The sequence below is a fragment of the Marinicella pacifica genome, assembly GCF_014636635.1.
Classification (GTDB): domain Bacteria; phylum Pseudomonadota; class Gammaproteobacteria; order Xanthomonadales; family Marinicellaceae; genus Marinicella; species Marinicella pacifica.
Map to the genome: position 1 here is coordinate 265,078 of NZ_BMEO01000002.1, position 15,527 is coordinate 280,604.

Below are 15,527 nucleotides of genomic sequence, written 5' to 3' on the forward strand. Positions count from 1 at the left end.
GATCCTGAATTTAACAGTCTTTACATGATGTAGCTGCGACCCTTGCGGTCGCCTAATCTAATTCACCCGCAACTTAATTTGTGAACCGGATCATGCTTTGTTTTTGTACTTGTGCTAATATGAATAGGCTTTCCACAAGGATATTTTTATGAATCGCATTGCTCTAAAACATCGGATTTTATTACTGACATTTTTAGTTTTTTCAGTATGCGCTGTTAATGCCCTCACGCTTAATCCCCTGATTGAAGCCCCCCAAGGGCACACAATCATTAACCAAGAACCCCTGCTATTTAATGATCAAATTATTTTTGTTACTGAAAAGGACAGTGATTATACACTGTGGGCTTATGATTTAAACAATAACAGTTATCAGGAATTACAGGTTTTTGAAGATTATTTTAAACCAAGGTTTTACATTCTTGGTGATTATTTCTATTTTAAAGATGGCTTTGACCCCAATATCGTTTGGCGTTCAGACGGCACGGCCGATGGCACCACGACTGCCAGTTCGAATATATTCTATACGACACCACTGGTGAAACGGGGCGATTTGATTTTTGCCCGAGGTGGTTCGCTGGGCGGTAATTTGATTGTTATAGGTGAACAGGGGGTTGCTGAGTATGTCAATCATTTGAATCAATCAACTTCCGGTAACTCAACAGTCGGATTGGCCTGCGGCTTTAGTATTCATGATGTTATTTATTCAAGTCGAACGACCTTCGGTGAACACACCCTAACTCGAATCAGACCGGGTAATAATGTTGACTACACCCCCGAATTACCACAAGGTTTTGAATTATGGCCAGAACGCGTTTGGTTTTATGAAGATACCTGCTTTTTCCACATTGATACCTATATTCAATCGGGTGATATTTTGGTGATACCGAAACAAGGTGATCACTATTTTTTGGGTGAACAGCTCGGTTTTAGTGAAATTAACTATCTGACTCGCTTTAAAGACCATTTTTATTTAATGGCAGAAGATGAAGATCGTCAAAACCACATTGTTAAGTTGTCTTTGGATTTAAGCACCGTGGTGAAGCAGGTTGAATTTGATTCCTTCGCAATTGTTAGTCTTACTGTCAGTGATGATTATCTGATTGCCTATACCCATTCAGGGCCCGCAGCTTCACCACCGGCTTGGACAACCGGCTACTTTGATGAAGATCTTAATCAGATATCAGGTTTAGGTGGTCCCTTCACTGATGTGCCGCAAATATATCTGCGTGATGGCGGCGAAACGGTGGTGATTAATCATCATACCAATGGTCTTAACTTAAAAACCCTGACCACAGATATCACCCGTGAATTGCCCGGATTAGATTTAAACCAGAAGGAACTGATTAGTGTCATAACGGATAAGGACGAGACCGAAACCTATGCAATAATTAAAGATTTACGCAGTGGCCAGTCATCCATCAAATCACTTGATACCATACCTGATGTAGGCTCATTAAGCGTCGGTAACTGGTTTGATCCTGATTATCAAAGCCAGGGCATGAGTGTTGTTGAAGGTTTGCGTGATGATGGCAGCCGTTATTTATTTGTGACACTGTATTTGTTTCGCGATGGCGAGCCTTTGTGGCTGGCCGGCACCAGTAACATTAACTATCCACAACCGACCTTAGACATTGAATTAGGGGCATACAGTGGCCCCGGTTTGTGGCAGCCCGATACCACGGCACAGGTTGAGAAGTTTGCTGATATGACCTTAAGTATGAGCGGCTGTCATCAATTGATGGTGAACTTTATCACTGTTGACGGGCAAACCTTTAGCCTCGAATTACAACGTATGGTGAACAATGACATTAAACTTTACTGCAAAGATTGATCACCAGTGACCGACTTTGGGCATGGAGGCCCAGGGTTCTTTTTTCGGTAAAGGCGCGCCTTTTTGTAACAGTTCGATGGAAATATTATCGGGGCTTCTGACAAAAGCCATGTGGCCATCCAGTGGCGGCCGGTTAATGGTGATGCCGGCATCCATCAGGCGCTGGCATATTTCATAAATATCATCCACTTCATAGGCCAGGTGTCCAAAATTCCGGCCTTCGTCATAATCACCGCCATCCCAGTTATAAGTCAGTTCAATTTGGGCGTCTTCATCACCGGGCGCGTGTAAAAAAACCAGGGTAAAGCGACCGGCTTCCACCTCTTTGCGGTGAGATTCGACCAGGCCGAGGTGTTTTACATAGAAGTCCAGGGATTCTTCTAAATCTGAAACCCGAACCATGGTATGTAGGTATTTCATAGCGTGCCAACTTTTTGTCTGTTACTGGATATGTTTGGTTGATGAACGGTGATTTCAAGCTAAACCGATTCTGAACGGTTCAGATAGAATTCATCTCAATCCGATAAATTAGTTTGTAATCGTTTCAGGAGTACACCATGAAAAAGTTAACTATGATCAGCGTTTTAACACTGATTGGCTTGAGTTTAAGCGTTTCTGCCGGTCGTTATGATAACCGACAATCGGTCAATCGTGATGCGCGCAATGCGGTTAAAGGTATCCACGACCAGAACAGACACGCACAACGACCTAACTCAAACAAGCTTTATAAGAAACATGGTCACAACAAACACCGTTCTTATGGTCAATCCGGTTATAACCATGATTATCGCGGTAACCGCCATTTTGATGATTCTTATGTGGTGACCAAACCGAATTATTCACATTCTTATGACCGCAAACATCATCGCAGCTACAGTTATGGTGATTGGCGGCATGACAGTCATCGCTACCGCCAGCAATGGCGTCATTATGGCCACACGTTTTACCATTACAAACCCTATCGTTATGATCGCTATCGCTATCGTCCGGTACGTGGCTTAGGGCATTATTATGAACGTGTCGGTTATGGTTACGGCCACTGGCATGAGGGTTACTGGTGTGATGTTTACCATGAGCCGAGTTTTTATGTCAGCTATTACAGTCACTACCCTTATCATAATGGTTGGCGCGTGGGTGACGGTGATTTCGGTATCTGGTTCAGGTTTTAAGCGCATGGATGAATCATGTCATTAAGGCGTCTTTAGACGCCTTTTTTAATTCAGTCCCTTGAGTTATAGGTGCTTTCGTGAGATTCTTAGATTATTTTATAAGTGAATTTTATGAAAACAGAATCTGAATTTAATCAGGCGTTTCCAGTGCAGGTCACCTTACCGGTACAATGGGGTGATATGGACGCCTTTGATCATGTCAATAATACCATGTATTTCCGTTACTTCGAAACCGCACGCTTGGCCTATTTTGAGCATTTGGATTTATTGAAAACCATGCAACAAGATCAAATCGGGCCGATTCTGGCGGAAACGGCTTGTCGTTTTAGGCGACCGTTAACTTATCCCGATACCATTCGCGTGGGTGCCTCGGTGATTGAAAACCACCCCTTTGGTTTTCTGATGCAGTACGGCATTTACAGTGAAACCCAACAGGCCGTGTGCAGTGACGGCAGTGGTCGGATTGTGCTGTTGGATTATCAATCCGGGCAAAAAGTGAAGCCGGATAAAAACATGCTTAAACGAATACACAGGCTGCAAAAATCAAGTTAAAATAAATGCATGGAAGAGATTAACCCTTCGATGTTTATTGCCGCCACCTTCATCAATATCTTTTTGGTGGCTTTGGCGGTGATGATTCATTATGAGTTTTTGTCTCGTTTAAGTCATTTTCCCGATAATAAACCGATAAAGCCGCGCTTACGGGTTTTAAAAGGTGTGGTGGGTGCCTTGATTGCCCATTCTGTTGAGGTTTGGGTATTTGCGGCGGGCTATTATTTTCAGTTAAAAAACCCTGCCTTTGGTACCATGACCGGTGAATTTGACGGTTCATTCTGGGACTGTGTGTATTTTTCTTACACCACATTTTCTACATTGGGATTCGGAGATATTGAACCCCATGGTCTGGTGCGTTTTTTAACCGGTATCGAGTCACTCACCGGCTTGGTGCTGATTACCTGGTCGGCCTCATTTTTGTTTATCAAAATGCAAAAATATTGGCACGACTAACCTTTTACTGTTCGTGATAATCCCAGATACCGTGCCCGCGTCGTCGCTCTTTGCCGCTGCGCCGATCTTGAAAATCACTGTCAAAACGGATGCTCTGACGGCGGTCTTTAATTTGGCGACGTTCGCTATGTCTGCGATCGAAGTTGGCGTGTTTATGGGTGGCTTTACCCCCAAAAAGTGTTCTCAATAACGATGTCATATACCCCTTTCCCGTACCTGATTATTGTTAAATTAACCCTTCAGGTATCAATTTCTGTTTTTATTCTTGTAGCACAAAACACCTTTAAAATCCAGTAAAACCGTGTCTGATTGGTGGCATTATGTCTGACAACGGCCCTTAAGCGACTTACCACCACAAGGCAGTATTTAGGTGGCTTCTTTGCTAAAATGCTGATTTTTAACAAGGATATGCCATGTGGTTTAAAAATGCCCGTTTATTTCAATTAAACGAAGATTTTAGTCTCAGCGCTGAACAATTATCTGAGGCGCTGAAATCAGATGAACTACGACCCTGCGGTCCGATGGAGCTGGTATCCAAAGGCTGGTTATCACCCTTTGGTGAGGACAGTGATTTGTTTGTGTTGCAAAGTGGTGACGCGCTGATGTTTACCATGGGGGTCGAAGAAAAAGTGATGCCGGCGGCGGTGGTGAATCACCAGTTACACTTACAAGTGGCCCAGATCAAACAAAGCACCGGCGAAAAACCCGGCCGCAAACAACAGATGGATATGAAACAGCAACTGATGAACGAAATGCTGCCGCAGGCTTTTGTGAAACCCAAAACACTGCATGCGTACATTGATTTAAACCTCAACCATCTGGTGGTCAATACGGCTTCACAAAATGCCGCCGAGGACCTGGTCAGCCAGTTGCGCCAGACCCTGGGCTCTTTCAAAGCCGCCGCTTACGGGCCTTCTTCTTCGATGGCCGAAAGCTTGACCCAATGGGTCCTCAAAGACCAGCCACCCGGTGGTTTTATGCTGGACAATGAAATCGTCTTAGAAACCCTGGATGACAATAAAGGTGTGGTGCGTGGGCGCAACATTGAGCACCTGGATGATCAGATGAAACGCCACATAGATAATGGTTATATGGTCACACAACTGGGCTTAAGTTATCAGGATCGGGTCGAATTTGTGCTGGGTCATGACATGGGTATCAAAAAAATTAAATTCACCGATGTGGTATTGGACCAATTAGAAGAAAGCAGCATCGAATCTGAATGGCAGCTGTTAGACAGTCAATTTACCTTGTTTAGTTTGGAGGTTCGGGCTTTACTGGCAGAATTCTTTAAGATTTTCAAACATTGATTCATGCAATCACAACTCTTGTCTCAATGGGAGAATCGATTTGAACAATGGCTGATGGCACAAGACCATGCCGATGCCGCCCATGATATAACACACATTAAGCGGGTGGTAAAAACCGCGCGGCAACTGGCAAAAGCAGAAGGGGCTGAACTGGCCGTGGTGATTCCGGCCGCCTGGTTGCACGATTGTGTGGCGGTCGCCAAAGATGATCCGCGTCGCCCGATGGCATCGGCTTTGGCCGCTGAAAAAGCCGGTGAATTATTGACAAGCTGGGATTATACCAGTCAGTATGTTCCGGCTATTCAACATGCCATTGAAGCCCACAGTTTTTCTGCCGACATTGACTGTGAAACGCTGGAGGCTCAAATTGTTCAGGACGCGGATCGCATGGATGCCATCGGCGCCATCGGAGTTGCACGTACCCTTACGGTCGGCACCGAACTGGGGCATCCGTTAACACATATCAAAGACCCGTTTTGTTACCATAGAACACCTGATGACCGTTTGGCCATGGTGGATCATTTTTACACCAAATTACTCCACCTAAAAGACCGTTTTCACACCGATGCGGCAAAACATGAGGCCCAAAGGCGTCATCAGTTTATGCTGGATTTTTTAAAACAGTTGGAAAGTGAGGTTTAATATGGCGTTTCAAAGCAGGCTGTCAATGCGCTTAATGGCTGTTCTGATGACACTTGTGTTTTTAGTATCCCATGCGTCAGCTGCAGATAACAGCCGGCAAAGAAGTCTGTTCAAACAATTGTACGCGCTGGCACTCAATGGTCAGCAGGCTGCGGTCACAAAAAAACGCCGGCCTCTGGCTGATTATCCGCTGAATCATTATCTGGATTATGCTTTGCTGGTCAGCGATATGGATAAATTGCCCATTGGCCGCATCAATGCCTTTAAAACAGCCCATCCCGACAGTCCCTTGAACCGGCGTTTGGACAGTCAGTTGCAAAGCGCATTAGCCAAGCAGGAAAAATGGTCCCTGTTGCTGAAACACGGCAGCACTTTCAGCGGCGATGTTCGACAATGCTGGTATTTAACCGCCTTGTTAAAAACCGGCAAAACAAGCCATTTACCGAACTTGGTCAAAGACGCCTGGTTACAGGGTCATTCTGCGCCGGATGCTTGTAATGAATTGTTTGCCTGGTGGCGCAATCAGGGCCATCAAAGCGATAACTTGCTGCTCAAACGCATTACATTGAGCTTTAAAGAACGTCAATTGACGTTACTTCGTTATTTAAAAAAACAGCTCAAAACTGTGCCACAGTGGGTGACCTTGGCAGAGGATTTGCTGGTGGATGGCATCGCCACTTTTAAACAATCCAAAAACCTGAAAATCGCCCCACAAACCACCCAACTTCTCTATGAAGCCGCCATTTATGCGGCTAAAAATAAACCCGCCGAACTATATGCTTTGTGGCCCGAACTCAAAAAACAGCACAGTTTTACGCCCCGACAGGTGCAAAATGTTGAGCGGCTCACAGCCTTGTTTGCGGCCACCGATTATGAAGATTTTTCAATCGACGCCCTGCACGCCTTGCCAAAATCCGCCAAAGACAATCAAATCAGGGCCTGGATAACCCGCTTTTATCTGTTCAACGACGATTGGGCGGCGGTGGCAGACAGTATCGAACAAATGCCTGTAACCCAACGCCTGCATGAGCGCTGGCAGTACTGGCTGGCGCGGGCCTATGCCAAAACCGGTCAAACCCAAAAAGCCCGTGAGCTGTTTAGAACCTTAAGCAAACAAACACATTATTACGGCTTTCTGGCCGCTGATCACCTGCGCTTACCCTATTACCTGTGTCAAAAACCGGCTGAACCGGGTTCGGCTGATTTTGTTATGCCGGCCGCCATTGTGCGGGCGGTGGAATTGTACCACGCGGGCCTCCTAAGCATGGCACGCAGTGAATGGAACTTGGCCTACAGCAGTTTAACTGTTGATGAAAAGCTGGCTTTGGCGCAGCACATGAAAGCTGAAAACTGGTATGCCAAAGTGATAACCATTATGGCGGATTTAGGTCGCTGGCAGGATTATCATTCACGCTATCCGGTGGCTTATGCCGATACCATTGATCAATTTGCGACCGAATCCAAAGTGACCTCGCCCTGGGTGATGGCAGTGATTAAACAGGAAAGTGCCTGGGCTAAAGACGCCTTGTCTCCGGCACGGGCGCATGGTTTAATGCAATTAATTCCGGAAACCGCACAGCGCATGGGCAAAGAACTGGGTTTGAACTGTTGCAACCGCAACGATTTACACACGGTGCCCCTTAATTTGCAATTGGGTATACATTATCAAAAGAATTTATTTAAACAATTTGATCACCCTTTATTGGTGGCCGCCGCTTATAACGCCGGTGAAGGTAAGAGTGTTGATTGGAGTAAGAATTTTCCCACCGCGCCGGATGTCTGGTTAGAAACCATACCTTACCGTGAAACCCGCGGTTATATTCCACGCATTTTATCGAATGTGGTGATTTATGACTGGCTCAATAGTGGCCACCCCTATCGAATCAGTCACTGGATGCCGACCCTGCCGATTAATGGCCAAAAAAGTCAGCCCTGGCCCAACCGGGAGGTCCCAATGCAACGGGTGGAAACCTTATGCCATTAAGCGGATTAAACCATTATTTAGTTGGTGGTGCAGTGCGTGATCAACTGTTGGCTATACCGGTTAAAGACCGCGATTATGTGGTCGTGGGCAGCACACCCAAAGACATGGAACAACGTGGATTTATATCAGTAGGTGATGACTTTCCGGTGTACTTGCATCCTGAAACAAAACAAGAATACGCCCTGGCACGCACTGAGCGAAAATCCGGACGCGGTTATCACGGTTTTACCGTGGATGCCTCACCCGGGGTAACTCTGGAAGAAGATTTGCAGCGCAGGGATTTAACCATCAACGCCATGGCCATAGATGAAACCAACGGTGAGGTCATAGACCCATGGGGCGGACAAAGGGATTTAGATCATAGAATACTGCGACATGTGTCACCGGCTTTTGCCGAAGACCCTTTGCGGGTGTTGCGCGTTGCCCGCTTTATGGCACGTTTTGCCCATTTGGGTTTTACCGTGCATCCTGAGACCATTGTCTTGATGCAGGCTTTGGTTGATGACAATGAGCTGTCTGAATTACCGGCAGAACGGATTTGGCAGGAAATCAAAAAAAGTTTGAACGAAGAAACCCCGTCAGCTTTTTTCTGGACCTTACGTGAGTGTGGTGCATTGAAACAATTATTGCCTGAGATTGATGCCTATTTCGGGGTGCCGCAAACCCGCCAATGGCATCCGGAAGTTGATACCGGCGTGCATGCCATGTTGGCGATTGATAATGCTAAAAACCTGCGCAACGATGTGGCCTATGCAGTGATGGTGCATGATCTGGGAAAAGGCATAACACCTGCGCATGTATTGCCCAGTCACCGGGGGCATGAATCGGCCGGTGTACCATTGGTGCGTGCGGTTAGTCAGCGTTTAAAAGTTCCCAAAAGCTATCAGCAACTGGCAGAACTGGTGTGTTGGTTGCATTTAAAGTGTCACACCATTGAAGAACTTCGGGCGAAAACGGTGCATAAACTGTTTCAGGATTTAGATGGCTATCGACGACCCGAACGGGTCGAGCAATTTATACAAGCCTGCCAAGCCGATGCCACCGGTCGCTGGGGTGATAAATTTCAGGACTACCCACAGGCAGACACGGTTCGACGCTACTTTCGAGCTGCCAGGGCTGTTGATATTAAACCGCTGATTGAAGCCGGCTATGAAGGTAAGAATTTAGGCCGTCACATTAGACAAAAGCGTATCCGTGCCATAGAATTGAGTCAAACAAAACATTAAGAACCCAAACCATGACAAACAGAATTTTGACCCTCGTTGGCCTGCTGTGGGCCTTGCTTGCTTTTGCTGAACCAATTGATTATTACTTGCCCGCTGGCGAACGTTTTAATGCCAGTATTCCTTCCCCCAGCAGCTTATTAAACCAGGACCTGGGTGATCAACATTTACGCCATGATCAAATTGTCCGCTATATGGGCATGTTGGCTGCCAGTTCACCCCAAGCTAAATTAATTGAATACGGTCGCACCCATGAAGGTCGGCGTTTGATTTTGTTGATCATCAGCAGTGAGAACAATATGCAACAATTCGACCAGTTGCCTAAGCGTGATGATTTGCTCAAAGTCTGGCAGGGTTTTAGTATTCATGGTAACGAGCCCAGCGGTGCCAATGCCTCAGTACTGTATGCCTGGTATCTTCTGTCCACCGATAATCCGACGATTCGTGAGGCGCTGAATGACACCGTGGTTTTGATTGACCCCACCATTAATCCCGATGGATTAGATCGCTTTGCCACTTTTGCCAACAGTTTTCGCGGCAAAGCCACTGTCAGCGACCCCAATGACATGTCACACAATGAGCAATGGCCCAGTGGTCGCACCAACCACTATTGGTTTGATTTGAATCGCGATTGGTTGTTGCTCACCCAACCCGAATCCCGCGGCCGCATCACCCAGTTTCAAAAATGGCAGCCGCATCTCATCACCGATCACCATGAAATGGGTTCAGCGGGCAGTTTTTTCTTTCAGCCCGGTGTGCCGGACCGTAAAAATCCGCTGATTGTCAGCAACAATGTCACCCTGACCGAAAAACTGGCCGATTACCATGCCAAAGGCCTCGATAAAATTGGCCAAAGTTACTACAGCCGGGAAAGTTTTGATGATTTTTATCCCGGTAAAGGATCAACTTATCCGGATATTCAGGGCAGTGTCGGTGTTTTGTTTGAACAGGCCCGTGCTGAAGGCGGTGTGATTGAAACACCCAATGGTGAGCGAAGCTTAGCTGCCGGTATTCGCAACCAATTCAGCACTGCAGTATCAAGTCTGGTGGGTGCCAACGCGCTGCGTGAGGACTTTATTCGTCACAAACGAGAATTCAACGACAAGGCCCGACAAGCGGCGGCAAAATTGGATATAAATGGCTTTGTGTTGGATATTTCACAACAGCCGCAACGGGGTATTCAGTTGCTCGATTTCTTAGATCGGCACAACATCATAGCCCGTAACCTGGCCAGTGACAAAACCATCAATAAGCACACCTTTAAGAAAGATCAGGCTGTTTATGTCAGTTTGGACCAGCCGCAAACCACCCTGATTCAAGCCTTGTTTGCCACCGATAAACGTTTTGAAAATAACACCTTTTATGATGTTTCAGCCTGGAATCTACCGATGGCCTGGGGCCTGTCGTGGGCGCCGGTGAGTGGTGGAATCGATAGCAATGATCAATTTAGAATACCGAAAAAGAAAAATGGCTATCAAAAAGATGCTGTGGCTTTTGCTTTTAACTGGCATAACGTCAAAGCCCCGGCGGCTCTGAATTATTTGTTGTCCCAACAACAAACGGTGTTTATCAGTGCCAAACCACTGAATGTGGACGGACAGTCACTGCCGGCCGGTAGTTTTGTGTTACCGGTGAAAGATCAGAATGAAGATGATTTATTTACCATGTTGAGTTATATCAGCGACCAGTTGGCTGTTGAATGGCACGCGCTGAGCACATTCCAGGCAGACAGTGGCATCGATATCGGCTCACCCCAGGTGCAACAAGTTAAACCACCAAAGGTCCTGATGGTTGTTGGACGTGGTGTGAATGCCTATCAAGCGGGAAGCTTATGGCATTTGTTCGACACCCAGGTGCATTTACCGATTACCAAAGTCCGAAGTCATCAATTGAACCAGATTCCTTTACACACATATACCCATATTATTCTTCCTGATGGCCGCTATAATAAAGAATTCAAGGAGCAAAACACCGACCGCTTACAACAGTGGATTCGTCAAGGTGGCCATTTGATTGGTTTGCAAGGTGGTGCGGCCTGGGCAGATAAAAACCTCACAGTGGAATTCGATGACGCCGAAGATAAAAAAGACAACAAAGAAAAAGATAAAGAGAGTGACAAAGAAATCGTCACCTCAAAACCCTATGCAGACTTTGAAGCCGATCAGGCCAAGCGTATTTTAGGCGGTGCCATCGTTACCGCTGAAGCGGATTTAAGTCATCCCCTGGCCTTTGGAACTTTTCATGACACCCAATATCCTTTATTGAAAGGCACTGTGGTTTTAACAGAATCGGACAACGCCTACGCCACGCCATTGCGTGTGGCTAAAGATGTTGAAGCCGCCGGATATGTGTCTGATTACTGGCAGGAAAAATTGACCGAAAAACCACTTATTATTGCCGATCGTATGGGACGTGGCAGTGTCATTCAATTTGGCTTTAACCCGAACTTTCGCGGTTTCTGGTACGGTACGCAACGCTGGCTGATTAACGCCATTTATTTAAGCGATTTAATACAGCGCACGCAATTGAATAAATAATTCTGGGATATTTATTTCTTAAGCCCTTCGCATAAAGATAAAATTACATATTGTCGAAGGTTTAACACTGTGCTAAATTAATGCATCAATAAATTAGGTGTATTTAAAAATGAAATTAAAAATAATGCTGGTTCTGTGCATGGTATCGCCGTTGGCTGCTGCCTTTGAAGAAGTTGAAGTCACGCCATTAAATCCGCATGGTTGGTTACCCGCCAATGTCCGTGATGATGGTTTGGTTGAACACAGTAAAAACCAGCCTTTATTTGGTGATGGTTCATTGCTTCTTGCCACTGACCCACAAACCTCAGGCCAAGACAAAGCAGAATATGAATACCTATGGCAGCAAAATACATCGATTCCACCTGTTTATGATTTTCCTCAACGCACGCTGGGAAATGTCAGTGACCTCAGTTATTTCTGGTATCGAGATTCGGCCAGTTTAACGGCGGGTCATTTTATCCCTGTTTTTCGATTGATTTTCATCGACGATGCCGGTACCGCTGATCCATTAGATGATACTTGGGGCTATTTAGTCTGGGAAGGTGTTTACAATGGCATTAATCCGGCAGCCACCGATAGCTGGCAGTTGTCCGATATTGTTAACCAGAACTTCTGGGTTTATGTGACATACCCACAAAGCAACTCGGGAACCATTCAAAATTTCAATTCGACATTAGATGATTGGATAAATGGTTCTCCTGTCGGCCAACCGGGTGATCCGGTGGTTAATTTATCCGCAAACACCTATATAGTCGGTGTTTCAGTAGGTGTTGGTTCGGGTTGGGGTGATGATTTTATCGGCTATGTAGATGCCGTTCGAGTTGCCTTTGGCGCCGGAGATGATTACCTTTACAACTTTGAAGTTTGCTCGATTTTCGAAGAAAACACCAACCCCGATGTAATTTTTGATGACTCATTTGAATGTTTTAAGCGATATTGAAATGGCTTTTTAATAAATTTTTGAGTCATTTTTCACGACTTGTTGTCTATACTGACTGTTTACAATAAATAACAGTCAGTATGACCAATCGATTTATCAAAATAACCCCCATATTCCTGTTACTGTTTAGCCTTTCTGCCTGTGCTCAAAGTTCTGAAAACACTGAACAAGCCGATATCAGCAAAGCCGCCAGTAATCACCTGTCCACCCTTGTGCTGGGTTTAGGATGTTTCTGGGGAGCGGAAAAATATTACGAAAATTTAGATGGTGTAATTGATGCAGTTTCAGGCTATGCCGACGGTGAAGGCGTCGAACCCAGTTATAAAGCCATCACCCAGGCCAAAAATCGTTTTAATGAAAACAACTATGCCGAAGTGGTTGAGGTGACGTATAACACCAATATGATTTCTACCGAAGACCTGATTAAACATTTCTTCGAGCTGCATGATCCGACCCAAAAAAATCGTCAGGGCAATGATGTCGGCACCCAATACCGATCCATCTTATTAACCACCGACGAATCGCAGTTAAAAGCAGCCAATCAACTGCGATCAGAATACCAGAGACAACTGTCCTCTGCCGGTTATGGTGAGATTCAAACCATCATCAAACCGCTGCAAAAATTCCACCCCGCTGAGGAATATCATCAGGATTACATTGCCAAAAACCCAAATGGCTACTGCCCGGACCATTCCACCGGCGTCGTATTTGCTGATTCCCCAAAAAGGAAAAAATCACTGGCCAAAGTGGATAATTCAGAACTGCTCACAGGCCAATCAATCCTGGTTTTAGAGGCTGATGGTTATTGTCCCTATTGTGAGAAATTCCGCGCCGATGTCAGTGAAGATTATCAGGGCAATATCCCCCTGGTTTATCGCACTGCAAAACAATTACAAGGTCTGAAGATTGACACACCAACCTGGGCGACACCAACCATTTATTTCTTAGAAGACGGTGAAGAAACTTTTGCCAAGCAAGGCTATATGACCGCCAAAGAATTTTACAAAGCCCTGGGTGCGTTTAAACTCGGCGACAGCGAAGCCTACAAAGTCGCTTTTGCCGAAGGCACCGATAACCGCTTTTGTAAACAGTATGATTTATTTAAGGACACGCCACCGGGTGTCTTTGTCGATAAACTCAGTGGTGAGCCTTTATTTGATACCGAGCATCGTTTCAATTCAGGCACCGGTTGGTTGTCTTTTACTCAACCGGTGGAAGATTCGGTGATTGAAAAACCCGACCACAGCCTTGGCATGGTGCGTACCGAAGTTGTGGCCAAAACCAGTGGTATTCACCTGGGCCATGTTTTCGATGACGGTCCCAATGGCCAGCCGCGGTATTGCATTAACGCCACCGTGCTGGATTTTGTGGCGCGTTAAATCTAATCTGGTTGTTCTTCAATAACAAGTCTTGAAGCGGTGTGTTTTACACTTCTGCTGTAAACAGCCGGCAACGCATTGTTATAAGTAAAATGTACGGCAAAACCAATCAGCGGCATACCCTGGTAAATTTGTTTTGAACCGCTCTGGCTGTCAACACCGATTAATTGTGCTTTTATAGGACTATTTGGATGAGGAGAGGTTAAGAATAATTGTGCTGTACCTGATTGGGATTCTTTTTGACGTTCTGGGGATAAATGTTCACTGTTGTAATTAATATCAAATGCGTAGGCATTATCAGCCATCATATTAATTAAATTCGACTGATAATTATCCTCATAATAATTCATGAAACCATAGACAGCTGTATGCTGATCTAAATAACTAATTTTCGGTTTACCGACAGGAAAGCAGATTTTTCCTCCCACACAAGGGTATGGTATATCATTTCCTTCGCTTGAAAACACGTCGAAAATAAAATCATTAATGGGATTGTGGAAATTATCTTCGAAATTAGGATCAGTTTTATGAAATGCTAAGGTTGGAAATGTCATTGTCCATTCAGTCTGTCCCAGTATGGCTTCTATCAGGTTGAATTCATTGGTCATTGTTTCTTTCATCAGTAAAGCACTCACTGCTTCATAACCATGTTCCCAGGTGGTTTCTATGGTTTCACCTTGGTAAATAATTTGACTGTCATGACTGCCACTGTCTAAGTTAGGTTCACTGGAACCTGCAGCGGTATGTACGATTGAATCTTCTGGATAAAAATCAGCCAGCATCGTGACCGGGATGTTAAAAGAATAGCCGGCGACGCCATTAAAGAGTTCCGTGGTGACCTGTAATTCTCCGGCGGTTGGATTGAGGCCGGCAAGCGGGTTGTCTGACCAAGCACCGCCATCTGCCCAGGCTTCTTCCATCAGTGAGCAGTATTCATTTTCATTAACATACTGACCAATGGTTGCAGGACTGATATTGCCCATCTCAATCACTTCAATAAAACCTGTTGTCCAGATATGATTAGACCAATTAACGGGCTGAGAGTTAGGATCCGTTAGGCCTAAGGTACAGGTGGTATCGGTATTGATGGCCGCAATAAAGCCGTCCCGTTGACCCATAGCCATTCGCCAGGTGTCATGAGGTCGCAGATAGACGTTTAAGCTGTAAACAGGTTGCGCTGTAATATCAGCAGTACGAACATTGACCCGAACCGCTTTATATTGGTCGCCAGCATTCATAACCCGCAGATGGGTTTCGTTACCATCCACAACGGAATAAAAAGGCACGATTGCGACCTGACCGGTGCCATCATTGGATAAATGAACTGCAGCAATGGCTTGAAAGTGATAAGAAACTAAAATTAAACCGGATAAAATAAGGATGCGTTTCATTGTAAACTCCATGTTGGCTGTGACTTCTTTAATACATTAGCATTTACAGGGTTAATAAACTGTTAAGTCAACCAAAAGCATGAACCCAATGGTGCTATCTGTTTTGTTAACTT

14 protein-coding genes are annotated in these 15,527 nt (G+C 45.4%); 11 read left to right on the plus strand and 3 right to left on the minus strand.

What is annotated here, in order from left to right:
• Positions 1 to 148: 148 nt before the first annotated feature.
• Positions 149 to 1,831, plus strand: a complete 1,683-nt coding sequence (locus IEV16_RS03255; RefSeq protein WP_188364239.1) for a hypothetical protein — start codon at positions 149 to 151, stop codon at positions 1,829 to 1,831.
• On the opposite strand, the gene IEV16_RS03260 is transcribed toward IEV16_RS03255, so the two are convergent.
• Positions 1,832 to 2,251, minus strand: coding sequence for a VOC family protein (locus IEV16_RS03260; RefSeq protein WP_188364240.1), 420 nt, complete (start codon positions 2,249 to 2,251; stop codon positions 1,832 to 1,834).
• Between the two features lie 137 nt (positions 2,252 to 2,388).
• Between IEV16_RS03260 and IEV16_RS03265 the strand changes: the two genes are divergently transcribed.
• The 3 genes from IEV16_RS03265 (at position 2,389) to IEV16_RS03275 (ending at position 4,008) form a co-directional block, all read left to right on the plus strand.
• Positions 2,389 to 3,000, plus strand: coding sequence for a hypothetical protein (locus tag IEV16_RS03265; RefSeq protein ID WP_188364241.1), 612 nt, complete (start codon positions 2,389 to 2,391; stop codon positions 2,998 to 3,000).
• Between the two features lie 111 nt (positions 3,001 to 3,111).
• Positions 3,112 to 3,552, plus strand: coding sequence for an acyl-CoA thioesterase (locus tag IEV16_RS03270; protein ID WP_188364242.1), 441 nt, complete (start codon positions 3,112 to 3,114; stop codon positions 3,550 to 3,552).
• Positions 3,553 to 3,561: 9 nt separating this feature from the next.
• Positions 3,562 to 4,008, plus strand: a complete 447-nt coding sequence (locus IEV16_RS03275; protein ID WP_229728227.1) for a potassium channel family protein — start codon at positions 3,562 to 3,564, stop codon at positions 4,006 to 4,008.
• Between the two features lie 4 nt (positions 4,009 to 4,012).
• On the opposite strand, the gene IEV16_RS03280 is transcribed toward IEV16_RS03275, so the two are convergent.
• Positions 4,013 to 4,207, minus strand: a complete 195-nt coding sequence (locus tag IEV16_RS03280; RefSeq protein ID WP_188364243.1) for a hypothetical protein — start codon at positions 4,205 to 4,207, stop codon at positions 4,013 to 4,015.
• Between the two features lie 214 nt (positions 4,208 to 4,421).
• Between IEV16_RS03280 and IEV16_RS03285 the strand changes: the two genes are divergently transcribed.
• The 7 genes from IEV16_RS03285 (at position 4,422) to msrA (ending at position 14,023) form a co-directional block, all read left to right on the plus strand.
• Positions 4,422 to 5,318, plus strand: coding sequence for a recombination-associated protein RdgC (locus tag IEV16_RS03285; protein WP_188364244.1), 897 nt, complete (start codon positions 4,422 to 4,424; stop codon positions 5,316 to 5,318).
• Between the two features lie 3 nt (positions 5,319 to 5,321).
• Complete coding sequence (locus IEV16_RS03290; RefSeq protein ID WP_188364245.1) at positions 5,322 to 5,960, plus strand: HD domain-containing protein; 639 nt, start codon at positions 5,322 to 5,324, stop codon at positions 5,958 to 5,960.
• Position 5,961: 1 nt separating this feature from the next.
• Positions 5,962 to 7,944 (plus strand): transglycosylase SLT domain-containing protein, encoded by a 1,983-nt coding sequence (locus IEV16_RS03295; protein WP_188364246.1) that lies wholly within the window; start codon positions 5,962 to 5,964, stop codon positions 7,942 to 7,944.
• Positions 7,935 to 9,170 (plus strand): multifunctional CCA addition/repair protein, encoded by a 1,236-nt coding sequence (locus IEV16_RS03300; protein WP_188364247.1) that lies wholly within the window; start codon positions 7,935 to 7,937, stop codon positions 9,168 to 9,170. Before IEV16_RS03295 ends, IEV16_RS03300 begins: the two co-directional genes overlap by 10 nt.
• Positions 9,171 to 9,181: 11 nt before the next feature.
• The gene (locus IEV16_RS03305) at positions 9,182 to 11,704 is read left to right on the plus strand and encodes a M14 family zinc carboxypeptidase (RefSeq protein ID WP_188364248.1); all 2,523 of its coding nucleotides are present in this window, start codon (positions 9,182 to 9,184) and stop codon (positions 11,702 to 11,704) included.
• A gap of 109 nt (positions 11,705 to 11,813) precedes the next feature.
• Positions 11,814 to 12,644, plus strand: a complete 831-nt coding sequence (locus IEV16_RS03310; protein ID WP_188364249.1) for a hypothetical protein — start codon at positions 11,814 to 11,816, stop codon at positions 12,642 to 12,644.
• Between the two features lie 80 nt (positions 12,645 to 12,724).
• A complete protein-coding gene (gene msrA, locus IEV16_RS03315) occupies positions 12,725 to 14,023 on the plus strand; it encodes a peptide-methionine (S)-S-oxide reductase MsrA (RefSeq protein ID WP_188364250.1) in 1,299 nt (432 codons plus the stop codon).
• A gap of 2 nt (positions 14,024 to 14,025) precedes the next feature.
• On the opposite strand, the gene IEV16_RS03320 is transcribed toward msrA, so the two are convergent.
• On the minus strand, positions 14,026 to 15,414 hold the full coding sequence (locus tag IEV16_RS03320) for a hypothetical protein (protein ID WP_188364251.1): 1,389 nt from the start codon (positions 15,412 to 15,414) through the stop codon (positions 14,026 to 14,028).
• Positions 15,415 to 15,527 lie beyond the last annotated feature (113 nt).